This window comes from Tolypothrix tenuis PCC 7101 (assembly GCF_963874875.1).
GTDB classification, from domain to species: domain Bacteria; phylum Cyanobacteriota; class Cyanobacteriia; order Cyanobacteriales; family Nostocaceae; genus Aulosira; species Aulosira tenue.
Genome location: NZ_CAWNJS010000001.1, coordinates 7571397 through 7595869, shown reverse-complemented (window position 1 = coordinate 7595869; position 24473 = coordinate 7571397). Strand labels below are relative to the sequence as shown.

Genomic DNA, 24473 nt, shown 5'->3' with positions numbered 1-24473 from the left:
GTTACATTGAAGATAACTCTCCACTAGAATCAAGTTGGGGGAAATATTAGCCATGACCGGAATAATTTTATTGTCAGTTTTCTGCTTCCTTTGGTTGCTTGGCTTCTCTCTTTTAGCAGAAGCTTGGTTTTACGAAGAAGAACAACAATAACAATTCAAAATTCAAAACATTTCAGTTAATTTGCATATTTCCAGTGCATAAAAATTCTGTGGGGTGGGCATCTTGCTCACCCTGATTATGTAAATTAAACACTTCTTTGTATTGAATTACGAATTACGAATTACGAATTATTTAATTACCGTAACTGGTGTTCCTACACGCACCTGACTAAATAACTGCTGAACATCATTGCCATACATCCGAATACAACCGTGTGAGGTTGCTTTACCAACAGATTCAGGATTGGGAGTACCGTGGAAACCAACCCAATTTTTCCCATCTGTCCAAAATCCAATCCAATAACGCCCTAGAGGATTTTCCGGATCGCCTCCAGCAATTGATTCACCTGTTAAAGGGTTTATCCAAGTAGGATCTCTGAACATTTGTCGTACTTGAAAATTGCCAGTAGGAGTTTCCCAACCTTGACGACCGACGGCGATGGGATAACTTTTAATTTTGGCTTTTCCTCGATATAAACTTACTTGACGGCGACTCACGCTAATTACTAAGTGAGTAGGTTGAGTTTGATTATTAGCTCTTTGAATTACTGAATATTCTCTAAGTTTAGAGATAAGATTGTCATCAGCAGATAAAGCAACTTTTGGGCTAATACATAATAGCCCAAAACTAGAAACTAAAAGTGCTAGTATCCTTGTTTTATTTGACATTTTTTTGTTTAATCTATTTCCAAGCAATTATTTAAAAACAAAAAAGCTAACCATAGAAAATCCAGATTAATTAATCTGGATTTTCTATATATTTATATTTGCTAATATCCGAACATTCTCAGTACAGTCCAGTAGGATGCGTTAGCGATAGCGTAACGCATCCATGCCAAAGCTTTTCGTGCTGAGATATTTTTAGAAATCCAATCTGATTTCTATATCTATAATTTGCTCAAACCCGAACATTGTCAGAATTTACCAAAGAGCCTGAACACCTTGGCCAGAACTGCCACTGCCTGTGTTATTGTTAACACCTGAACCATTGTTCAAGTTTTGATCGTTTTGGGTTCCGGTATTGTTATAATTTTGATCGCTTTGTGTTCCAGTATTGTTGGGATATCCCTGATTAGTGTTGTTCAGATATTGGCCATTTTGTGTTCCAGTATTGTTAGGATATCCCTGATTTGTATTGTTGTTCAGGTATTGTCCATTTTGTGTTCCAGTATTGTTGCTTGGGTATCCTTGGGTTCCGTTATTATTCATGTTTTGACCACTTTGCGCTCCCCTACCATAGCCTGGATATCCTTGCATATCGGTACCAGAACTACCGCTAGCACCTCCCGTTTGAGCGTATAAGTTGTCATTTGCAGATGCAGGGAGAGATAGAAAAGCCATGCTTCCGGCAAGTCCCATGAGGGTAGCAACTGTGTAAAAGAAACTATTTTTTCTGCTCATTTTATACTCCTTAACTTCCTTGTAAGATGATTTTATTTCACTAATTAATTGGCTAAAATTCTGAAAGAAACTTCTTCAACTTCTGAGCTTGAATTTTATTCAGAAGTATTTTAAAATCGCTTAAGTTTTTGTTGCGATTTCCTTACAAAGTTAGCTTTAATATTTTGCTATCTCGTCTATCTAAAGTAAAACTTTAATTTACATAGCTGGTACTAAAGACATATATAATCATGACTATTAGTTTTATGAGCATTACAATTAAAATTTTGGTGCGATCGCTCATACCGAAGCAGATGAAGCGGCACGAAATACAGCCTCGGTAGAGCTAAAACAAGCGAAAACACTCTTACACGAAGCATGACCCTTGGCAGCCATAACGCCAGAATATTCTACAGCCAAAAGTGACCATGTTTGACAAATTATGGCTGTTGTCGCAACCTAGGCGACTAATATGCTTAAATTTACTGAATGGAGGTTAGCGGACTCGAACCGCTGACATCCTGCTTGCAAAGCAGGCGCTCTACCAACTGAGCTAAACCCCCATAAAATTAAATTAGGTAGCTTATTTAAAGCTGCCATTGTTATTGTACCTGAAACCGGTTCATTTCTAAAGGGATGAAGCAAGAAAATCTTCAAGTTGTTGTAGCACTTTATAAATTCGTGAGTTTGCCGGATTTTGCCGAGAAGCGAGAATCTCTGTTATCTTACTGCCAGCAGCAAGGTATCAAGGGAACTATTCTATTAGCAGAAGAAGGTATTAACGGCACCATTGCAGGTTCACGCCAAGCTATTGACGCAGTTTTAGAATTTCTGCGTTCCGATCCGCGCTTAACAGACATTGAATATAAAGAATCCTACGCTACCACGCCACCATTTGAGCGCATGAAGGTGCGGTTAAAGTCCGAAATTGTGACTTTAGGGTTACCAGAAGTTGATCCTAATGAAAAGGTGGGAATTTATGTCGATCCGAAAGAATGGAATCAACTAATTTCCGATCCGGAAGTTACCGTGATTGATACTCGTAACGATTACGAGGTGAATATTGGGACTTTCACCAGGGCGCAAAATCCTCAAACTCAGATATTCCGAGAGTTTCCTGAGTATGTACGCCAGAACCTCGACCCCGAAAAACATAAAAAAGTGGCTTTGTTTTGTACTGGCGGGATTCGTTGCGAAAAAGCCTCATCCTTTATGCTGTCCCAAGGTTTTGCAGAAGTCTATCACCTCAAAGGTGGCATTCTCAAATATTTAGAAGAAGTTCCTACCGAAGAAAGCTTATGGCAAGGAGAATGCTTCGTCTTTGACGAACGCATCGCCGTCCGTCACGGGCTGGAAGAAGGCACTTATGATATGTGTGAAAGTTGTGGTCGCCCAATTTCTGAAGCAGATAAGGCTTCACCTAAGTACGAGGAAGGTATTACTTGCCCCTACTGTTTTGATGACCTCACCGAAGAAAAAAGAGTACGTCAGCAAGAAAAAAGGCGACAGTTTCTTTTAAAGGGTAACCATAAATTATGAATAATGACAACTTTTAGGGGAATGGGGCATTGGGCATTGGGCATTGGGCATTGGGCATTGGGCATTGGGCATTATTGGGTAATGGGTAATTGGTGTTTGTTATTTCCCCTTGTCACCTTGTCTCCACATCTCCCAGTCCCCAGTCCCTAATCCCCAGTCCCCAGTCCCCAATCCCTAATCCCCATTCTTCCGTACCAAGGTCAAACCATCGGCAATGGGTAATAAACTGAGAGTGATTCGCTGGTCTTGATGCAGCTTTTGATTAAAAGCGCGAATTTTTTTGGTTCTATTGTCCTGCACTTGGGGATCTGCAACTCTTCCTGACCAGAGGACATTATCGATCGCAATCACGCCACTGGGACGGATTAATTGTAGCGATCGCTCATAATAAGCATCATAGTTGCTTTTATCTGCGTCAATGAACGCAAAATCAAAAGTTTCGGCTTCACCTGCTTGTAACAACTTATCTAAAGTATCTAACGCTGGGGCAATGTGCAGGTCTATTTTCTCCGCCACCCCAGCTTGCTGCCAATAACGACGTGCGATCGCTGTAAACTCTTCACTAACATCACAGGCTACAATTTTTCCGTCGCTTGGTAATGCTAAAGCTACTACTAACGTACTGTATCCCGTAAATACACCTAACTCTAAAGTTTTTTTGGCACCTATTAGCTGTACCAACAATGCCATAAACTGCCCTTGTTCAGGTGCAATTTGCATTCTTGCCATTGGATGCTGGGCTGTTTCTTGCCGTAACTGAGCTAATATTTCTGGTTCTCGCAAAGAAACAGAGAGTAAATAATTATAAAGATTTGGTTCGAGTCCCTGTGTTTGATTTGTCATTGGTCATTGGTCATTTGTCATTTGGTGTTTGGTATTTTTTTTCTCATCTACCCATTACGCATTCCCCTCTACCATTTACCTTGTACTTAACTATTCACGGACTATGCCAAACCTTAAAGATGATGATAATGCTCTGCGTGAGGTGTTAATTCAGGCAAAAGCGATCGCAGTCGTTGGTCATTCTGATAAACCTAATCGTATCAGTTATCAAATTGCTCAGTTTTTGAAGCGTGCAGGTTACACAGTCTATCCCGTCAATCCATTAATTACAGAAATTGATGGACAGCCTTGCTATCCTTCCCTGAGAGAAATTCCCGCGAGTGTAGATATAGTAAATATCTTTCGGCGTGCTGAGTATTTGCCAGAAATTATAGAAGAGGTAATTGCAATTAATGCCCCAACTGTGTGGGCACAACAAGGTATCTGGAATCAAGCAGCCGCCCAAACTGCCTTAAATGCTGGGCTGAATGTAATTATGGATGCTTGTATCAAAATTGAGTATTTGCGTTTGGGTGTTGGGTAATAGGGATTGGCGATTGGGGACTGGGGAACTCGGGGCCCCCTCTGGGGATAAGGGGTAATGGGGATTGGGGACTCGGAGATGAGGGGAATAACAAATACCCAATTACCAATTACCCATTACCCATTACCCATTACCAATGCCCATAATAAATAAAAGAAATCTGAAATCACATTAGACTGTGTTGTAACCAATACATAACTGACCAAAAAAAGTGGAAGGATGAATAGTTTGCCACTTCTAAGCCCATAGTTTACATTTCATCCTTTAGCCAACTTTTATTAATTAGAGGTTTCTGCAATGATTATTGATCTATTGAGCCGTAAACAGACTCACTTTGTCTTGTGGCGTGCCAATTATCGAGAAACAACGCCCACTCTCTACATTGGCAGTAATAATCCCCAAAATCCCAGTCAAATAATTAAAGTCGGGGAATTTCCGCTTCATCAATCGCCTGATTTTCCTGAATTGTGGGAAGTTTCACCACAAGAGTGTGGTCTAAAAGATGGACAAGTATATTTTTACTGGTTTAAAGTCCGCAATACAGACCCTTACGATCCCGCCAATGCGAACCAAATCCTCTATTGCACCGATCCCACCGCTACAACTGTAGACCGCCGCAAATCTGCACCTACGCCAGCAGAACCTGGTGGAGTTGCGAGTTTTGACCCTGCAAGTGTGGTGCTTTATCAAAATGGCACACTGATTCCTTGCGATCCTGACGGTCAAACAGTCGATTGGGAAGGTGATACATCTTTAGATAAGCTACCAACTAATAATCGTTTGGTAATTTATGAATTACCTACACGTTGGACAAGAATTGGTGCAAATGGAGGGATTGAAGCTGGAAATGGTACATTTAGGGATGTTCTAGCACTGTTACGCCCAGATGTAACTCCCCCAACATTTCCCAGATTACGTACTTTAAATAATCGTGCCCATTTGGTAGAACTGGGAGTCAATGCCCTAGAACTGCTACCCCCAGAAGATAGCGATGATAATTTAGAGTGGGGTTACGGTACAGCAAATTATTTTGCCGCAGATTTTGATTTAGGGCGACCAGATCATCAATCAGCCCCTACAGCTTCCACAGATTTAGCTAACTTGATTAAAACTTGCCATCAGAATGGTTTGCGATTTTTTGTGGATGTGGTGATGGCATTCTCACGCAATAATCCTTACCATAATGTGAGTTTTCTAGATTTTTACATCAAATGGGCTAGCGGCGATCCCGAACAAGGTGGTAGAGATGGCTTTGGTGGTGATTTATTTAAATACAACTATTGGGTAGAAGGCTATCACCCCATTACAGGGCAAAAATCATGGTTAGTTCCAGCCCGTGAATATTTGAAAGCCCATATAGCTCACTGGTTACAATACTATCGAGTTGATGGTTTGCGCTTGGATAGCGTGAACAATATTGCCAACTATGACTTTTTGCAAGAATTCAAAGACTTTGCTCGCACCCTATGGGATAAAAGAGGAGGAACAGGCGTTAGCGAAGCGGTAGCGACGTTAGGAGCGTCTCGCTTCCTAGTGGTAGGAGAAGAGTTAAGTGTACCTTTATCTCTGGTGCATCAAAATCGTCTCGATGGATTGTGGAACGAAAAGTTTAAGCAAATCATCCGCCAGGTAATTTTAGGTAAGAATGCTTGGGATGAATCTAGCTTTGAGTGGAGTGTCCGCAAGTTAATTGATTGTCGCAACTTAGGCTTTACAGATGGTTCTCAAGCGGTAAATTACCTCACTTCCCACGATGTTGGCGGATATGGTAACGAACGTTTCTTCAATTACTTAGTAAGTAATGGCATTAACCGCACAGAACCACGTATTAAGCTAGCCTTTGTCTGCTTACTAACTGCTGTCGGAATTCCCATGATTCTCGCTGGTGATGAATTTGCAGACCAACAAGATTTAGGGCTTACCGATGAACATGGTAATCATAAACAGATTGACCCAGTTAACTTCAGCCGAGTCAAAGACGATTGGCGACAACGCATCTTCCAATATGTGGCACGGTTAGTCAAATTCCGCAAAACTTCTGATGCTTTACCTGTGAATGATACCCAATTTATTCACACCGATTTTAATGATGGCAAGCGAGTTCTAGTTTGGCAGCGTGGTAATCAACCTGATAATTTAGTAGTTGTGGTAGCAAATTTCTCTGACTATGGCACTCCTTGGGGTTCTGAGTACAGAGTTCCTAACTGGCCTGCAACCCCAGCTGGTAAGCAGTGGAAAGAAATCACTCAAGAACGCATAGTTCCTGCTGAATGGGTGGGTAGAGAAGGTATCTTCCCCTGGGAAGCAAAAGTTTATACTTTGGTTTAAATAAGGGAAAAGGGGAAAGGGGAAGGGGGAAAGGTTTAAGGGACTTCCAAATAAAAAAATATCCCAGTATTTATTGTGGGGTGGACATCTTGTCCGCCCAGTTTATATGGCGGGCAAGATGCCCGCCCCACAAGATGGAATAATTTATTTCTTGGAAATCCCTAAATTCATCTTTTCCCCCTTTTCCTATTCATGTCAGGAAATTCAAAAATCAAAAATTGAATTGCTATATTGTGTAGAGATGTTGCATAGAAGCAGTAACTTAAGTTACTGAGCAAAATCCCCTTTAAAATTAGGAATATTATCAATTAATCATTAACAGACTTACTAAACTCTTTGTGGGGGGGTATGATGAGCCGTCCAATTATTCTTGGTATTGTCGGTGACAGTGCTGCTGGCAAAACAACACTAACTAGAGGGATTGCTCAGGTACTCGGGCCCGAAAATGTCACGATTATCTGCACAGATGATTATCACCGTTACGATCGCAAACAACGTGCAGAAATTGGGATCACCGCCCTCCACCCAGATTGCAACTATCTAGATATTATGCAGCAGCATTTATCGCTGCTTCGCACGGGACAGTCAATTCTCAAACCAGTTTATAGTCATAAAACTGGGACTTTTGAACCACCACAGTATATTAAACCGAATAAATTCGTCATTATTGAAGGATTACTTGGTTATTCTACTCGTGGTGCCCGTGATGCTTATGATGTGAAAGTTTATCTTGCACCTCCCGAAGAGATACGCGCCCAGTGGAAAGTTAAACGAGATACTCAAAAACGCGGCTATACTCCCGAACAAGTACTAGCAGAATTAGACAAGCGCGAACCAGATTCAGAACAATTTATCCGTCCGCAACGACAATGGTCTGATATAGTTGTTAGCTTCTACCCTCCTGAAGATGCCAAAGAAGAAACTAATGGACATCTGAATGTGAGGTTGGTACTACGTCCCACTATTCCGCATCCAGATTTTACTTCACTTCTGCACTTAATTGATAGTAGTTCCGACTCAGCAATTCGCTTGGGATTAGACAGGGATATGAGTAAACCTGTAGATGTGCTGGAAGTTGATGGTCACGCAACTTTAGAACAAGTGAATAAATTAGAGCAGATTATCTGTTCGGATATGCCACATTTAAAAAATATTTGCGATCGCGAAAGTAACCCAGAACTTGGCAAAATCGCTGGTACAACTGGCGAGGTACTACAAAGTTATCCCTTAGCGTTGACTCAGTTGATTATTACTTACCATATGCTTAAGGCAACGCAAATTCATGTTTAACTTGGGTAAAAGGTGAAAGGGGAAAGGTAAAAGGGGAAATTCAAACTTTTCCTGTTTCCTAAATTGCAATGCAGATAAATGCTAATCCCAGCCTCGATTTAATTAAGTAGCGCTTTGCGTTTCCCGTAGGGTACTACGAATTATTAATTAATTTGCGATCGCATTTTGATCTGTCGCAACAAATTGTAGAGGTAGGGTTTGTTATACCGGAGGCTAACGCACGAAAAACCTTGCCAAAGATACGTTACGCTATCGCTAAAGTAATACCAATTCAAATAATGTTTGCGACAGATAAAATCTTTGTAAGGGCACGGCATCTGCAATCTTTTGGCATATCAAATATCTTATTGGTGCCGTGCCCCTACCCATCTGTCGAATTCTTTTTTCAAAATGGTATAAGTGACATTCCATCCTACGTAAAGTGATTCTCTTATTAAGAAATACAAATTTTATTTCTTCTGCCTCTTCACCGTTCCCTGTTCTCTCTCTACGCAATTAATTTCGGTAATCAAAACCTATTGCTCTATAGTTCATTTATCTCAAAAATGCTCTTTTTTGATCAATGCTTGATAATGTAACGAATAAGCGTATCAGATACTACAAATAAAATAGATAAGAACTTATAAAGTTATCTATCTTTAGCTTGAGTACTTTTTGATTTTCAGCAGATTAAGATGGGGTGAAACCTGCTAAACAATTGGTTTAACTTCAACGCACCTTAAATCAGACATTAGCTCCTAATAATAAAGGAGGTACAACCAAGCGTACCTCCTTTTTTTCTAATCTTTATTGCTGAACTATTCACTGTCTCGTAATCCGATTTTAATTCTGAAAATCTAATAATAATTTGAAAAAATGCAACATATACACAGACTCAAAATTTTGTTCTGTCTGGATGATTAATTTTGAATTTTGAATATAAGTCCTATTTCAACTAAACTCTACAGCTTTTATGCACGAACTCATATCCTGATTAGTTAGGTTTTTCTGATAAAAATTATCTACAAATCTATTAGATGATAGCTTAGTTTTTGAATACTATATAGGCAAAAGATAAATTGCATAACTGCAAATAGTAGTGCAACTACCCAAAGGTAAGTACGGTTAACATCCCAAAAAGTTGCGTGATGTAACGTTACATTAACAACGTGAGCAGAAAACAGTATTTAACATACAGAACTGCAAAAAAGAAGATTGAGAAATTTAGCTAAATGATCCATCTCAATTTTCATAATTTGACTTTTGAAATAACATCTCTCTTTCTTTGATGAGGAAGAGGGTTTTGCCATTTTGTGAGGCGAAACTTTCAAAGTGAGAAACAAGATTTTTGCAATAGCTTTGGCTCTTTTTACTTTAATTATGGTAATACTTGCAGATTCTACCAAGAGTTCTCCAAATTTTCATAGCGAACAAATTAACGAACTCTACGTTTTTGGTGATAGCCTTTCAGATACAGGCAATGTATTCAAAGCAACCCAGGGACTTTACCCCCCTAGCCCGCCTTACTTTCAAGGACGTTATTCTAATGGCCCGGTGTGGGTAGAACAGCTTGGTTCTAAATTAGGATTACAAAATAGCAAAAATATTAATTTTGCTTGTGGTGGTGCTACTACCATCAGCGGGAGTCTGAATGGGGTTCCTGGGGTATTGGCACAAGTCAACAATTACACCAAGTCTCAGCCTAAAATAAATCCTAATGCGCTGTATATAATTTGGGCGGGTGCTAACGATTATCTTTACGGTAGCAGTAATACTAATTCTGCGATCGCCAATTTATCTACGGCGCTGGATTCGCTGTTAACAGTGGGAGCGAAAACTTTGCTAGTGGCTAATTTACCCGATTTAGGTAAAATTCCCGCTACTTCTAGCACTTACAACGCTGCTAACTTGAGTACAGTAACCAATCTCCACAATGCGGAATTGACTAAATCTATTAATTTGGTGCAGCAAAAGTCTGGTTCTGGTAAGAAAATCATTCAACTCGACGTGAATCACCTATATCGAGAAGCAATTTCGCATCCAGAAAAATTTGGTTTCACAAATGTGACTAGTGCTTGTCTAGCAACCCAGGCTAGCTGTAACAATCCTGATAAGTTTCTATTTTGGGATAGCATTCATCCTACAACCGCAGGTCATCGGATTTTAGCAGACACAGCACTAAAAGCAATTTCAGTCTCGCGCTGAAATCGTTAATACCATTTCGCAAAAATAACGCGACAGATGGGTGGGGCACGGCATCCACCATCTTGTGGTATGTGAAATTATCTTACTTGTACCCATATGTGTCAACTTAAGCTAAAAGCTATATACGGCAACTGTTGTACAAATACCTCAAGCCCTCATCCCCTAACCCCTTCTCCCGCAGGAGAAGGGGAACTAAATCTCTTGCTCCCCTCTCCTGGTGGGAGAGGGGCTGGGGGTGAGGGCAGAACCTTGTCGCCAAGCGGGTTTCACGTTAAGTTGACACCAATGACTGGTGCCGTGCCCCTACAAAGAATTTATTTGCCCCATGCCCTATGCCCTATGCCCCATGCCCATTTTCAATTGATTCCAAAAATTGGAAAATATCTTGAGTCGATTGAAGATGATAAACATTTTTCTGGTTTTTTACCTGCTTGATATACTCACGATATCGAGGAGTCAAATATTTGTCGCATAAAAAAAGCACGCGGTAGCTATTCAGCGAACTCTTAAATATGGGACTATTTTTCGGCCAGCCGTCTGGCGGGTTAAAGTAACCTGTGATTAGTCGTTTAGTTACCCACCAGAAATGTAGATACAGAGGTAAATCGATAAAAACCAGGCTATCTGCCTCATCTAATCTCGGCCAAAGGGTTTCCATAGAACCAAACCCGTCAATAATCCATTGATCACTAACTAAAATTTGCTCGTGGGCGCGTTTATAATCTTCATCTGAAAGCTCAACACCGCCTGGTTGATATTTAATTTTGTCCAAGACATGAAGCGGTAAACCCGTGATTTGGGATAATTTCTTGCTGAGAGTAGATTTACCACCTCCAGCATTGCCAAACACTGCTACTTTTTTCATCCGACTCTCCTGTTAGTGAATAGGCTAGTGGTGAATTACCAAAATTTTTACAAGTTCGTATTCAGCACTCAAGTGCTAAAAAATTCAGGTGAAGCCTGATAAAGAATTTATTCATCACTCAGAAAGGCTATTCCGCATCCAGAATCTAATATCGGTTTGAAAAAAGACAGATGGGTGGGGGCACGGCACCTGTAAGATATTTGAATATACCGAAAGATTGTGGATGCCGTGCCCCTACATGGAATTTATCTGTCGCAAACATTATTTGAATTGGTATAAAATCTAATACCAATTCAAAATACTCTAGAGGACAAGGCAGTGCCTTGCCTCTACAATCTGTCGCTATAATTTTTTAAATTGGTATAAAATCCAAAATTGGATGACGGCAATTAAAATAGCGTAGACGCTTATCCCCATGTTTAAAAAACAGGGGCTTGTGCGTCATTGATTATCGGTTACGCTTCTTTAATCGCTAGCTTTGATGCTTACTCTAGTTGTATTACCCGAAGCACAAAGCAGCCCTGAAAAATAACCCATTACCCATTACCCATTACCCATTACCCATTACCCATTACCAACTATTGTTGATTAAACAGTAAAAACACCGTTTGACCTAAACCCACAATCACACCTAAGACTCCACCTAAAGTTACAATTGCTTGCAATTCACTTTTAACAATTCCTTCAATTGCAGCCTCTAAATCAGCAGGAGAAGTTGATTTGACGCGGTCAACAATTACCTGATCGATAGATAAAATTGGAATTACTTGCGCCACAATTGCTTCCAAATCTTTCTCTAAATAGCGCTCCAAAATTAAAGCTAATTCTTGGCTGACAACTTCTAGAGAACTACTAACTACAGGTGATGTACTCAGACGATTGAGCAGTAAAGAGGCGATATTCTCCCAATCTACAGAGTCAGTTAAACCTTGAAGTAAATCGCTACCGCTAGTTTGCAAGTAATGACGAACGCTTTCTCTGGTAGTTTTTCGCAGTTGGCGTACTGTCCCTATGGGTAAGTTTTGCAACGATAAATTTTGCAAGAGTTTTTTGATGCGATCGCGGATTTGCAATTCTTGAATTAATTCTTTCAACCGATCATTAGTAGCCTCTTTTTCATCTAAGCAAAAAGCTCTAAGTCTAGTAAGAGTATTGCGTAAACCAAACAAATTTGCTACTACCCAATAGGTACCGCTGGTCTTTTCCCGAAAGGTTTCGTCAATAGTTTGAATTGTGCGATCGGTTAAAAAATCAACTATTGTTTGTCGCAAAACATCTGGCGGCACAACTACTTGTAAAAGCCAATCAGCCAGCCTGGTTGACTGTTCTTCACTCAGTTGAAATTCCAGCAGTATTTGGTCAAAAATCTGATTGATTTGTACTTCCAAAAAGTCTTCCCGCCGCGCTAAAACTTTGAGGAGGCGTGGCAAGGATTCACCTAATAAATCACGCAAAATTCCGCCAACAATTTTAGCACTTTTTTGATTTTTATCCTCGGAATTTATTTGGTCAAGTGCTAGTTTTAACAACCATAGAATTGCTCCTTCTACCCGTTCTGTTTGCAACAAACGGCGAGCGAGATTTTGCAACTCCTCTGGTGTCAAGAGTGACCCCATGATCGTATTAGAAATCTTCAGAGCCAGCCTTTCCTGGTTACGAGGAATCAAGCCAGGTGTGAATGGCAATCTTTGCTTACCGATATAAATTGCTCGGTAGGGGCGAAATAACATTTTGATGGCTATATCATTCGTGAAATAGCCGATAATTCCACCTAATATCGGTGGTGATACATAAAGCCACAAATGAGACCAATCCACAGGATTTTGGAATTAGCAATTTTGGGTATTAGATATTGGTTTTTAGATTAAATATTGACTTTTGCATTTGAGAGTCTCTGTGTTTTTCCCAGTAGACCTCAAGGCAAAATATGCAATATAAAATCTAAAGTTTACTGACTACCAGCACTCCCATCATACCGTTCACAATGGGGTAGTGTGTGACTTCAGCAAAACCAACTTGATAAGCTAATTCTACCTGTTCTTTGCCAATAGGAAAGCGATCTAAGCTGGGACTGATGTAGGCGTATTCTTCCTTAACACCTAACTGGGTCGCTATAGGGACAACAATATTCTCCAAATACCATTGCTGGAACGATCGCAGCTGCGGATTATCTGGGCGATGAAAATCTAAAATTGCAGCTTTTGCACCCGGTTTGAGAACGCGGTACAACTCTTTAAGGCTGCGGGGAATATCTTTAACATTTCTTAAACCATAGCCCATTGTGGCGGCATCAAATTTGTTGTCCTCAAAGGGTAAATCTAGGACATCCGCTTCCACCCAGGTAATCGAAGGTTGGGGATACTGGCTTTGAGTGCGTTCTTGAGCCATTGCTAACAGGTTATGGGAAAAATCAACTGCATATACATGACCTGTAGCGCCTACACGCCTGGCTAAACCAAAAGCGATATCCCCACTCCCGCAACACAAATCTAAACAAATATCTCCAGGCTGCGGGTTGCTCCATTTGATGGTCATTTCCTTCCAAATTCGGTGTTGTCCCAAACTTAACCAATTATTTAGTTGGTCATAAATAGGAGCAATACGATCAAAAATAACGCGAATTTCCTGAGTCATTAGTCAAAGTGTCAAGAGTGGGAGAGACGCGATTCATCGCGTCTGTAGTCAAGGGCCAAAAGTCAAGAGTTGAAGTTTAGACCCTAGACTGTTGACACTTAACTAAATTTGTGTCTGATGATAGAAACTGCTCGTGAGAGCGATCGCTACCAATTGTGCTGATAAATTGATTAGCTTTAATTCATCATCTCGCAAAGTGTGTGGTTGTTTCCACTGTAGCGATAATACCCCCATAACTTTGTTGCGATAGTTAATGGGAATAATTAAGTGTGCTTGGACACCATAATTTTGGTAATGAGCAACACTAGACAATTTTGGATCTTTAAGTATATTTAGTGAAACTTGAATATTGCCAGTAGCGATCGCCTCGCTAGTTAAGGGGTCTTGAGCTAGCCAGTTTTCTACACTACCGCCTTCACTGTAAGACCCTTGAGTTGCAATTAAATTATTATTTTCAATTAGTTGCAGAATGCAGGCATCTGAGCCAAAACTTTGACTAAATGCAGTAGCAATAGGTTTCAGTATTTCTTCTAAACTATTAGCAGCTTGTGTTACTTCTACTAAAACAGTCAACAGTGCCATTTGAGCATTAGCACAGCGTAATTCCTCTGTGCGTTGCTTCAGTAAATCGTAGGTTTCGGCTGCCCGTTGGACTACCGCCTTCAATTCCCCAGGGTCCCAAGGCTTAGTAATATATTTGTAGACTTGCCCAGCATTAATTGCCTCAACCAAATCCTCAATATCAGTAAAACCTGTAAGGATAATCCTCACTGTATCTGGGAACTGAGGTACAGTCTTACTGAGAAACTCAGTTCCCTTCATTTCTGGCATTCGTTGGTCAGAGATAATTACCGCCACCTCTCCCTCTGCTGCCAACATTTGTAAGGCGTTCATCCCGCTATCCGCCTTGAGAACTTGAAAATCCCGGCGGAAGGTGCGATACAGCAGATCTAGATTATCTGGTTCATCATCAACCACCAGGATTTTGAGTTTTTTCGGCCTATCTAAAGTTCTTAATTGACGACGATCTGTATTAGTTTCCAAACTGAGATTATCCATAAATGCCTTAAAATATTTACTTTCTTGTTATATTCCATACCAAGTCTAGTTGATAATACATTACCCAGCCTTGCGAAGAATTGCGGATGTCGTTAAATAATAGGGAACTAGGGATTGGGGATTGGGTAATGGGTAATGGGTAATGGGTAATGGGTAATGGGATTTATTGTTTAGTTCGTTCTCCCTCATCTTCCTCATCCCCATCTTTTACACCTGCATTTGAGTACAGGGTTTTCCGGCTTTTTTCCTATAGAATAAGATTTGCCGAGCCGGTATTAATTATTAACGTATGACTGACCTACCACCCAACGCTCAAAGTCCTGACAACGCTGATTCAGATACCGCCCAGGAGTTGCTAATAAAGTTACGGCAAAAGCAAGGTAACTGGGTGGAATGGGGTCAAGCGATCGCTTATTTGCAAAAAAATGGTTACAATCCTCAAGAGATTTTTGAGGCTACTGGATTTGAGCCAATTCAACAAAATCAGGTAGTTGTTGGTTCTCAAGTTTATAATTCTTTAGAAAAAGGCGGTGCATCGGAAGCAACGCGATCGCATTACGCCACACGCGGCAGTGATATTTTATATGAGTTACGCTTGCTTACCCACGAAGAACGCGCTGCTGCTGCTGACTTGACTTTCCAGCACAAACTTGACATGGATGAAGCCAGGGAAGTAGCCAAAGCCTATAAAGAGTTTTCCCGCTTCCGTATCTTTCCAGAAGGATTTTCTAATCATCCCGGAGATGCTATAGCTTATAGTGCATGGAAACTAGCACGACAAAACAGCGATTTTCAAGAGCGATCGCGTTTAATTGCTAAAGGCTTACGGTTTGCACACACAGCATCGGCTAGGAAACAAATTGAACAATTACTCACAGATTTTACTGTCGTTCCTAAACGTCCGGCTCCTCTGTTACCCTTTTATCGCCTAGAGTCTGAAGAAGAATTACCAAGAATTGTCCCTGTAGCTGGTGAGTTACCGTTGACACCAAACGACTTAAAAGCGGTGCCATTAGTGACTGAAAATCAACCATTTCGTATGGTTAAATTTACTGGCGAACAAGCTTGGGTACCCTTACCAGGTTGGCAAGTGCTATTGAGTGCCGAAGACCCAGTAGTGATTATAGCGAATAGCGATCGCCTGCCTAACCAAAGCCAAAATCAACCAGGACAAGTTTTAGTAGTAGTAGATCGCGCCCAACGGCAATGGGATGCTTCCAGCTATTTTATATTAGAAAATTCCGGTGAATTAGACATTCAGTGGTTTGAAAATGACCCAGAAATTCCCCTATTAGGAAAGATTATTATCATCTTGCGTCCTAAGAGAATCCTTGATGAAGAAATCACCAAAGATTCTTGGCAAATTGACGAATAATCAATAATGATTCAACTTCCGTACTATCTTCATTTTTGAGGGTAGGGCTTTTTAATCACAAGCAATTACCCATTACGGTTGTGATGCGTAAAGCCCGCGGTTTCTAACCGGGGGATATGAACGAATGTGCCGAATTTATTCGGCTTTAAAAACAGTCTACCCGTTTTTAAGATATCATAGGCAAGATCCTGGCAAGATGCTAAACCTAAATTATACCTATCGCCTAAAACTAAATCAGCAACAGTCTCAAACCTACGACGCATGGCTAGAAACATCTCGCAGGGTGTGGAATTTTGCGTTAGCCCAGAGGAAAGATTGGTATAACTCAAGGTCATGCAGAATCGATGCTTGCAGTATCAAAAGTGAGTACATCATTAGAGCCGATGCACCGCGTCCCACATTCGCGTCTCAATGCAAAGCTTTAACCCAAGCTCGGAAAACTAATCCTAACCTCAATGCAGCAAATTCTCAAATGTTGCAACAAGTGTTGAGGCGACTAGAGAAAGCTTTTATTGGGATGTGGGAATCTGAGAGAGGCTTCCCTCGATTTAAAAAACAAGGAAGAATGCGTTCTTTGCTGTTTCCTCAACTAGGTGTGAATCCAATTCAAGGTAGCAAAGTTAAGCTTCCTGGTGTTGGTTGGGTGAAGATGCAATTATCCCGACCTATCCCAGATGGGTTTGTAGCCAAACAAGCTCAAGTGGTGAAGAAGGCTTCAGGATGGTATGTGATGCTCACGCTCTCTACCGATGTTGATGTTCCAAGTTTCGCGCCACACGGTCAACCAATTGGTATTGATTTGGGGCTAAAAAGTTTTTTAGCCACCTCTACTGGTGAGCAAATTGCTAGACCTAAATTTTTCGTGGATCTCCAATGCAAGCTGCGATTACTGCAACAAAGAGCAAGCCACAAAAAATTGGGGTCAAATAATTGGCGCAAAGCTCAACAGAAAGTGTCACGACTACATGAACACATTCACAACAACCGCGCAGATTTTCATTTCAAGTTGGCGCATCACCTATGTGATCAAGGCGGAATGATCTTTGCTGAGGATTTGAACCTCAAAGCTTGGGCTTTTGGGATGTTTTCAAAGCATAGTTTAGATGCTGGCTTTGGTAAATTTCTTTCTATCTTGGAATGGGTCTGCTGGAAGCGAGGGGTTTATTTTGCAAAAGTCAATCCTGATGGTACTAGCCAAACCTGTCCAAACTGCAACCACCACACAGGCAAAAAAGACTTATCTGAGCGAGTGCATCGCTGTGGTGAATGTGGATTTCAAACCGATAGAGACGTTGCAGCCGCTATGGTGGTGATGCAGCGTGGACTTGCAGCCGTAGGGCATACGGTCAAGATGCTTGGCGAGGGGTTAAGCAATAGCTCCCTTTTGACCCAAGAATCCCCCGTTTTATAAACGGGGGAGTGTCAACCAAACAACCCACTTACATAATCAGCCGTTCTTTTATTCGCAGGATGATTAAAAATCGTTTGTGTCTTGTCAAACTCTACTAATTCGCCCAAATACATAAACGCCGTATAGTCAGAAACACGGGCGGCTTGTTGCATATTGTGAGTGACAATTAAAATTGTGACTGTTTTCTTCAGTTGAGTAATTAACTCTTCAATACTAGAAGTAGCGATGGGATCTAAAGCCGATGTCGGCTCATCAAATAGTACAATTTCTGGGTCAGTTGCTAAAGCACGGGCAATACAAAGCCGTTGTTGTTGACCACCAGAAAGGTTAGAAGCTAAATCACGCAATCTATCTTTAGCTTCATCCCATAACGCTGCACCACGCAAAGCTTTCTCGACTTTTTCATCAATAATCGCGCGTTTTGTTTCACCCCGCACCCTCAAACCATAAGCTACATTTTCGTAAATAGACTTAGGAAAAGGATTAGGTCTTTGAAACACCATACTAATCCGCATCCGGACTTCAATGGGGTCAACCTTATTACTCAACAAATTAATTCCATCTGGTTCTAAACTAATTTCTCCGCGATAACGATTCCCCGGATAAAGGTCATGCATTCGGTTGAAACAACGCAAGAGAGTAGTTTTACCACATCCAGAAGGCCCAATCAGTGCTGTTACCTGTTTATCACCGATGGGCATATTAATATCTTTTAAAGCGTGGACTTTGCCACCATAGTAGAAATTGAGATAATTAACCACAGCTTTAATCGGTATTTCTAAAATTGAAGATTTTTTTTCTACCATTTGATTGTTTTACGTAAACGATAGCGAAGATAAATGGCGACAGCATTCATAGCCAAAGTCATGGCAATTAGTACAATACCTGCGGCGGCGGCGTTTACTTGAAATGCTTCTTGGGGACGAGACACCCAATCAAACATTTGAATGGGTATAACTGTGAAAGGTGCTAATAGCCAAGACAAGGAGATAAAAGGAAATTCCCCTTTAATTGGAGACTCTGGAAGAAAGGCAATAAATGTCAGTGCGCCTATAGTAATTAGAGGTGCAGTTTCACCAATAGCGCGTGCTAAAGCCACAATAATTCCTGTGAGAATGCTACCAGTTGCATAAGGTAAAACATGATCCCAAATCATTTGCCATTTAGATGCACCAGTAGCGTAGGCAGCTTCGCGGATACTATTAGGAATAGCGCGCAACGCTTCCCGTGTGGTGACAATTACCACAGGTAAAACTAATAGGGCTAATGTCAATCCTGCTGTCACCACACTAGGGCCTAAATTGAAACCATAGACAAATAAACCCAAGGCTAAAAGTCCATAAATTATGGATGGCACACCAGCCAAATTAGTGACATTAATTTCAATCAAATCAGCCAGCCAATTTTTCTGGGCATATTCTTCTAAGTAAATCCCAGAAGCTATGCCAATCGGAATTGCAACCGATGCCGTTACTAGCATGACTAAAAGTGAACCTACCCAAGCCGAAAGAATACCGGCATTCGCTGCCCTACGACTAGGAAAAGAAGTAAGAAACTCCCAAGAAAGACGCGGCGCACCATCACTAACTAAGTCAAATATTAGTGCTAGTAGAGTCACAATTCCAATCAACATTGACAACAAGCCAACAATACTAAAAATATATTCAGAAAGCTTGTTGCGGTTGATAATAGCGCGTATTTGCCGCATATTATGAGTTGTCGTCATGCAATTCGTAATTCGTAATTCGTAATTAACTGACAAATGACCAATGACAAATGCCAAATAACAAACTAATAAATCTCTCGATAGCGCTTAGTCAAAAAATGACCAATGATATTAAATACCAAAGTCATTAATACTAGAGTTAGCCCCACAGCAAAGATAGTTTCGTATTCCAAAGTGCCATGTGGTAAATCGCCAAGACTGACTGCAACAATGTAAGCCGTCATGGTTGCGGCTGGTTCCATTGGGTTCCACGTGAGGTTAGGTTGACCGCCGGCTGCGATCGCCACTATCATCGTTTCACCAACTGCACGGGAAATCCCCAAAATGTAAGCTGCTGATATCCCAGAAATCGATGCTGGTACTACAACTCGTAAGGCTGTTTGCAGGCGAGTCGCACCAGTTGCATAAGAACCTTCGCGCAGATGTGCAGGTACGGCGCGCATCGCATCTTCACTCAAGGAACTCACATAGGGAATAATCATAATTCCAATGACTAAACCCGCACTCAACATATTAAAACCAGGTAATTCTGGCAATATTATCTGCAATAAAGGCGTAACAAACAGTAAGGCAAAATACCCGTAAACTACTGTAGGAATCCCTGCTAATAATTCTAAAATTGGTTTGATTACCTCTCGAACTATCGGTGGCGCAAATTCACTGAGGTAAATAGCAATAATTGTCCCGAGTGGAATTGCTACTAATAAAGCAACTACGGTAGTTACTAAAGTTCCTGACACCAAAGGCCAAATACCATAGTGCTTGTCGTCAAACAAAGGTGTCCATTGGGTATCTGTAAGAAATTCCCACAGAGATACTTTTTGAAAAAATAGTATGGACTCGTAAACCAAGATGGCGACAATTGCTATGGTAGTCGCCACAGAAGACAATGCTGCGAGAAACAAGACAAACTCAATAGCCCGTTCCCGCAGATTACGCAATAGTTTGGGAGAAAGTCGAGTTGGTTTAGCACCAATCATATTAACCAGATAGCGATCGCTCTTGAAAAAATCTACTTCAATTAAGATAAAGAGAGGTAAAAACCTCCCTTAAATAAATCATCAAACAAGTTTTGATTTGAGATTTTAGATTGACAAATACAATCCAAAATTTAAAATCTAATACTAATTTGAAAAAAGAATGCGACAGATTGTAGGGGCACGGCACGCCCCATTGGTGTCAACTTAAGCTAAAAGCTATATACGGTGCGTGTTGTACAAATACCTCGCGCCCTCATCCCCTAACCCCTTCTCCCTCAGGGAGAAGGGGAATTGAATCTCTTGCTCCCCTCTCCTGGTGGGAGAGGGGCTGGGGGTGAGGGCGAAACCTTGCAGCCAAGCGGGTTTCACGTTAATTTGACACCAATGGGCACGCCGTGCCCTCTAGAATATATTGATGTGTCGCAAACTCAATTCAACCCAATTCAAACTTCAGAAATGAGTTTATTCTTTAGCGTCGCGGCGCATTAGTTCGTCAATCTTTAAACCAACTGCTTCTTGACCACCAAATACGCTACCAAATCTCTTTTTGTTGAAGTGGCTTTGCGCTGTAGTGTAAGCTGAACTTGGCAGCGCTACATATCTAACTTCTTTAGAGAATTTAGCAGCATTTTGCAAGTAAAATTTGACAAACTGCTTTACTTCTGGTTTATCAATTGATTTTGAACTGACATAAATAAATAGTGGTCTGGATAGAGGAGTATAACTGCCATTTTTGACAGTAGCTTCTGATGGTGATACCCCATTAACTGCTACAGCTTTCAGCCTTTTGCTATTTTCTGCATAATAAGCATAACCAAAGTAGCCCAAGGCATTTTTATCACGGGAAATACCCTGTACCAAAACGTTATCATCTTCACTGGCGGTAAAATCACCCCGGCTAGATTTAGCTTTACCAACCACAGCTTCGGTAAAGTAGTCAAAAGTTCCAGAATTAGTCCCAGGGCCAAATAACTTCAGTGGTGCATTGGGGAACCCAGAACGGACTTGACTCCAATTACTAACCTTACCTTGTGCCCCTGGTTCCCAAATCTTCTTGAGTTCAGCTACTGTAAGGCTTTTTGCCCAGGTATTTTGCGGGTTAACTACAACTGTTAAAGCATCATAAGCTATTGGTAATTCTACATAACGAACACCATTAGCTTTGCAATCGCTGATTTCTTTTTGCAGAATCGGACGGGAAGCATTAGAAATAGCTGTTTCACCACGACAGAATTTTTTAAATCCGCCGCCAGTACCAGAAACACCTACGGTAACTCTTACTCTACCGCCTTGAGCCTTTTGAAAATCCTCCGCTGCTGCTTCCGTAATGGGAAATACAGTACTAGAACCATCTACTGTTATTGTGCTAACACTTTGGGACTGAACCGCAGACATTGTTAACCCAAAAGTAGCAGCTACCAATGAAGTTACACCTAATACAGTCAAGCTGTTAAGCTTAAAGTTCATCTTGTTCACCAGGATACTCCTAATTTGTCGGGCGTACAGTTGTCGCCCAATCAGTGTAAAAGCAGATTGTTCTTCTGAAGTTCAGAGTTAGTGAACATATCAGTTAACTGTTCACTACATGAAATTTGACTGGCTCAGGTAATATAAAAGTTAACTCCTGGTTATATGGAGGCTAATTTGTGACACCAACTAATAATGACTTTTTGTCAAGCCCTTAATACTTTACCTAAAGCCCAAATGTCATCAATTAAGCATCTAATTTAGTTATTTTTTGGAGATTTTTACTTGTACAATCTTTTTTTCCAACTTTTCGGCATAGCAAAAATTTACAAATACTTCATAAATAGGGTTAGATAAATAACGTAATACGGAATAGGAGTTTCACAATTCTGCTAACTCAATATTGAGATCAAATATTTTGTGACCATGAGTAAAATAGTTACGGCTATAAAAGTCAGCAATTTTAGCTTTTATTACGAAAATAAGAAGATACTTGAAGATATATCATTAGATTTTTACCAAGACAAAGTTACTGCCATTATTGGCCCTAGTGGTTGTGGTAAATCTACTTTTCTCAAATCTCTCAATCGCATGAGTGAATTAGAAGGAGAAATAAAAGTTGAAGGGAGAGTAGAATTTTTTGGTCAAAATATCTATGAGCGTCGCGTAAATTTAAATCGGGTACGTCGCCAAATTAGTATGGTTTTACCTAAACCAAATCTCTTTCCCATGAGCGTTTATGATAATGTCGCCTATGGGGTTAAACTCGTTGGCTGGTATCCGAAATCAGAATTAGATGCAATTATTGAATCTGCCATTAAAGCTGCTGATCTCTGGGATGAAGTGAAAAATAAGCTGCATAAATCTGCTTTGGAACTTTCTGGAGGTCAACAACAACGGCTCTGTATTGCTCGTGCTTTAGCCGTTAAGCCCAGAGTTATTTTAATGGATGAGCCTTGTTTTGGACTAGACCCCATCGCCAGCGGCAAAATTGAGGAGTTAATCCAAAGTTTACGCTCTGAGATCACAATTGTGATTGTCAGCCATAATATGCGACAGGTGACTCGTGTATCAGATTTTACGGCTTTTTTTCAACCCAACGAAAATCGGGTTTGCAGCCTAGTTGAATTTGGCTCCACTACGAAAATCTTTACTAATCCTTCAGATCAGCGCACCCGCGAGTATGTTTTACCACGGATGAATTAAAGCATTTTTTACATAGATCGTACAAAGTTCATGACTAATCTTAGCTAGAAGACATTCTCAAGCAGGGACTAGTAAATTTATTAAACTTTGTAAACTTGACTTTTCAGATTGCAAAATTAGAGGTAAATATCAGCACAAGACAAGCTAAATAAGAAGATGAAATGTCCCCGATGCGCCTCTACTTCATATCGCAAAAACGGCCATAGGAATGGTAAGCAGTATTATTTGTGCAAAAATTGCCGTAAACAATTTATTGAGCCTGTATTACTGAAGTCTGTAGAAAATGAGTGGATTGGGGATAGCAATGGACATTCTCAAATACCTTTAGCTGATGCACAAGAACTCGCTTTAATAGAAAATTTGTCTACAGAGATAAAACAAGAGAAAAATTCTGAATCTCAAGGTTTAACTTTAGCTCAAGAACTGTTGCAAACTCTATTATCACCAGAATTTTTAGAATCTCCTGCATTAGACCAATTTATTCAAAAAATCAAACCTCAAATTGAGAATCAAACGCAGCAAGATACAGGAATTTCTCTGTTACTGTTAGATGCAGAAAACTTAAAAATAGATATTGCGGCTGAAGAGTTTTTAGCTAGTATCTGCAATTATCCCCTACAAGTAAAAATTGCATTTGCTAACTGGAAGACTCCCAGTAATGGAAAGCAAGATACAGAATTATATGAACGTGGCTATCAACTTTTTCATGTCCCTGGAGGTAAAGACAGCGCTGATGCGAAAATGATTGCTGTTGGTGCGAGCCTATTAAATTGTTATCCCACAGTTAAAGCAATATTTGTTTGTTCAGGAGATGGTATTTTAACCCACCTATGCAATGAACTACAAAACCAAGGCTTAACAGTATATTGGGTGCGGAGAAAATCTCAAACTTTACATATCGAGAATAAAACTACCGGAGAATTTATCTTTTATTCTCTATCACAAGCAATCGCAATTCCTTCCTTAGAAGGGGTTGTAGATAAAATTCAGGACTTAATTAAGTCTGAACAGGAATCTATTAACTCAAGACTGAGCAATTTAAATGCGATCGCTAATCTATTTCAAGAGCGTTGCGAACTAGATTCTAACAGCAACCCGCAAAACTTAGAAGACAAATCCACTCCATCTTCAGACAAAGCGGATTTAGCCGCACAGACGAATACAGTAGAAGTTAAGGAAATTGGCTCAAAGGAAGACTTGGAAAAATTACTGGGAGACATTATTGGCAATATGGAAGCCAAGTCTCCTAAAGTCAACTTAACTGTATCCAAATTAGGAACAGAGTTACAGAAAATATCTGGACAATCTCCTAATGCGATTGTCAAAAAACTCAAGTTAGGTGCTAATTTCACCAAATTCTTGCAATCATCTCCCCAATTTAGTTTAAAGCCCAGTGGTCGGGAGTTTGAAGTAGTGAAGTCGGATTTGGGTAATGGGTAATTGGTAATTGGTAATGGGTAATTGGTAATTGGTAATTGGTAATTGGGAAAACACCAAACACTTA

At 40.5% G+C, this 24473-nt stretch carries 20 protein-coding genes and 1 tRNA gene; 9 read left to right on the top strand and 12 right to left on the bottom strand.

What is annotated here, in order from left to right; all coding sequences use genetic code 11:
- Positions 1-288: 288 nt before the first annotated feature.
- The 3 genes from AACU25_RS30020 to AACU25_RS30010 all read right to left on the bottom strand — a co-directional run bounded on the left by AACU25_RS30020 (position 289) and on the right by AACU25_RS30010 (position 2102).
- On the bottom strand, positions 289-828 hold the full coding sequence (locus AACU25_RS30020) for a L,D-transpeptidase (protein ID WP_096581922.1): 540 nt from the start codon (positions 826-828) through the stop codon (positions 289-291).
- A 252-nt stretch (positions 829-1080) separates the two neighbouring features.
- Positions 1081-1560, bottom strand: coding sequence for a hypothetical protein (locus AACU25_RS30015; protein ID WP_096581920.1), 480 nt, complete (start codon positions 1558-1560; stop codon positions 1081-1083).
- Positions 1561-2029: 469 nt separating this feature from the next.
- Positions 2030-2102: transfer RNA gene (locus AACU25_RS30010), tRNA-Ala, on the bottom strand.
- Between the two features lie 73 nt (positions 2103-2175).
- Here AACU25_RS30010 and trhO point away from each other — a divergent pair.
- Positions 2176-3078 carry an oxygen-dependent tRNA uridine(34) hydroxylase TrhO gene (gene trhO, locus AACU25_RS30005; protein WP_096581919.1) on the top strand — a complete coding sequence of 301 codons (903 nt, stop codon included), beginning with the start codon at positions 2176-2178 and terminating at the stop codon, positions 3076-3078.
- 174 nt (positions 3079-3252) lie between these two features.
- On the opposite strand, the gene AACU25_RS30000 is transcribed toward trhO, so the two are convergent.
- Complete coding sequence (locus AACU25_RS30000) at positions 3253-3921, bottom strand: class I SAM-dependent methyltransferase (RefSeq protein WP_096581917.1); 669 nt, start codon at positions 3919-3921, stop codon at positions 3253-3255.
- 103 nt (positions 3922-4024) lie between these two features.
- On the opposite strand from AACU25_RS30000, the gene AACU25_RS29995 reads away from it, so the two are divergent.
- From AACU25_RS29995 to AACU25_RS29980, 4 genes are all read left to right on the top strand, one after another.
- On the top strand, positions 4025-4444 hold the full coding sequence (locus AACU25_RS29995) for a CoA-binding protein (RefSeq protein ID WP_096581915.1): 420 nt from the start codon (positions 4025-4027) through the stop codon (positions 4442-4444).
- Positions 4445-4741: 297 nt separating this feature from the next.
- A complete protein-coding gene (locus AACU25_RS29990; protein WP_096581913.1) occupies positions 4742-6772 on the top strand; it encodes an alpha-amylase family glycosyl hydrolase in 2031 nt (676 codons plus the stop codon).
- Positions 6773-7123: 351 nt separating this feature from the next.
- Entirely contained in the window at positions 7124-8062 is a 939-nt protein-coding gene (locus tag AACU25_RS29985) for a phosphoribulokinase (protein WP_096581911.1), read from the top strand.
- Between the two features lie 1311 nt (positions 8063-9373).
- On the top strand, positions 9374-10246 hold the full coding sequence (locus AACU25_RS29980; RefSeq protein WP_190445895.1) for an SGNH/GDSL hydrolase family protein: 873 nt from the start codon (positions 9374-9376) through the stop codon (positions 10244-10246).
- 337 nt (positions 10247-10583) lie between these two features.
- Here AACU25_RS29980 and AACU25_RS29975 read toward each other — a convergent pair whose 3' ends face one another.
- The 4 genes from AACU25_RS29975 to AACU25_RS29960 form a co-directional block, all read right to left on the bottom strand.
- The gene (locus AACU25_RS29975) at positions 10584-11111 is read right to left on the bottom strand and encodes a P-loop NTPase family protein (protein WP_096581909.1); all 528 of its coding nucleotides are present in this window, start codon (positions 11109-11111) and stop codon (positions 10584-10586) included.
- Positions 11112-11689: 578 nt separating this feature from the next.
- A complete protein-coding gene (locus tag AACU25_RS29970; RefSeq protein WP_096581907.1) occupies positions 11690-12928 on the bottom strand; it encodes a DUF445 domain-containing protein in 1239 nt (412 codons plus the stop codon).
- A gap of 124 nt (positions 12929-13052) precedes the next feature.
- A complete protein-coding gene (ubiE, locus tag AACU25_RS29965; RefSeq protein WP_096581905.1) occupies positions 13053-13745 on the bottom strand; it encodes a bifunctional demethylmenaquinone methyltransferase/2-methoxy-6-polyprenyl-1,4-benzoquinol methylase UbiE in 693 nt (230 codons plus the stop codon).
- A gap of 102 nt (positions 13746-13847) precedes the next feature.
- Positions 13848-14804: a response regulator gene (locus AACU25_RS29960; protein WP_096581903.1), complete on the bottom strand. Its 957-nt coding sequence runs from the start codon at positions 14802-14804 to the stop codon at positions 13848-13850.
- Between the two features lie 289 nt (positions 14805-15093).
- Here AACU25_RS29960 and AACU25_RS29955 point away from each other — a divergent pair, with 289 nt between their 5' ends.
- The gene (locus AACU25_RS29955) at positions 15094-16179 is read left to right on the top strand and encodes a RuBisCO accumulation factor 1 (RefSeq protein ID WP_096581901.1); all 1086 of its coding nucleotides are present in this window, start codon (positions 15094-15096) and stop codon (positions 16177-16179) included.
- A gap of 196 nt (positions 16180-16375) precedes the next feature.
- Positions 16376-17590 carry an RNA-guided endonuclease TnpB family protein gene (locus AACU25_RS29950; RefSeq protein WP_096581899.1) on the top strand — a complete coding sequence of 405 codons (1215 nt, stop codon included), beginning with the start codon at positions 16376-16378 and terminating at the stop codon, positions 17588-17590.
- Positions 17591-17601: 11 nt separating this feature from the next.
- On the opposite strand, the gene pstB is transcribed toward AACU25_RS29950, so the two are convergent.
- The 4 genes from pstB to AACU25_RS29930 form a co-directional block, all read right to left on the bottom strand.
- Positions 17602-18396, bottom strand: coding sequence for a phosphate ABC transporter ATP-binding protein PstB (pstB, locus tag AACU25_RS29945; RefSeq protein ID WP_096581897.1), 795 nt, complete (start codon positions 18394-18396; stop codon positions 17602-17604).
- A complete protein-coding gene (gene pstA / locus AACU25_RS29940; protein ID WP_096581895.1) occupies positions 18390-19316 on the bottom strand; it encodes a phosphate ABC transporter permease PstA in 927 nt (308 codons plus the stop codon). The genes pstB and pstA overlap by 7 nt, the downstream gene beginning before the upstream one ends.
- Positions 19317-19381: 65 nt before the next feature.
- The gene (gene pstC, locus AACU25_RS29935; RefSeq protein WP_096581893.1) at positions 19382-20296 is read right to left on the bottom strand and encodes a phosphate ABC transporter permease subunit PstC; all 915 of its coding nucleotides are present in this window, start codon (positions 20294-20296) and stop codon (positions 19382-19384) included.
- A 462-nt stretch (positions 20297-20758) separates the two neighbouring features.
- Entirely contained in the window at positions 20759-21763 is a 1005-nt protein-coding gene (locus AACU25_RS29930) for a PstS family phosphate ABC transporter substrate-binding protein (RefSeq protein ID WP_190446030.1), read from the bottom strand.
- A gap of 426 nt (positions 21764-22189) precedes the next feature.
- Here AACU25_RS29930 and AACU25_RS29925 point away from each other — a divergent pair, with 426 nt between their 5' ends.
- Entirely contained in the window at positions 22190-22969 is a 780-nt protein-coding gene (locus tag AACU25_RS29925) for a phosphate ABC transporter ATP-binding protein (RefSeq protein ID WP_096581889.1), read from the top strand.
- Between the two features lie 156 nt (positions 22970-23125).
- Positions 23126-24409, top strand: coding sequence for an IS1/IS1595 family N-terminal zinc-binding domain-containing protein (locus AACU25_RS29920; protein ID WP_096581887.1), 1284 nt, complete (start codon positions 23126-23128; stop codon positions 24407-24409).
- The last annotated feature ends 64 nt before the right edge of the window (positions 24410-24473 follow it).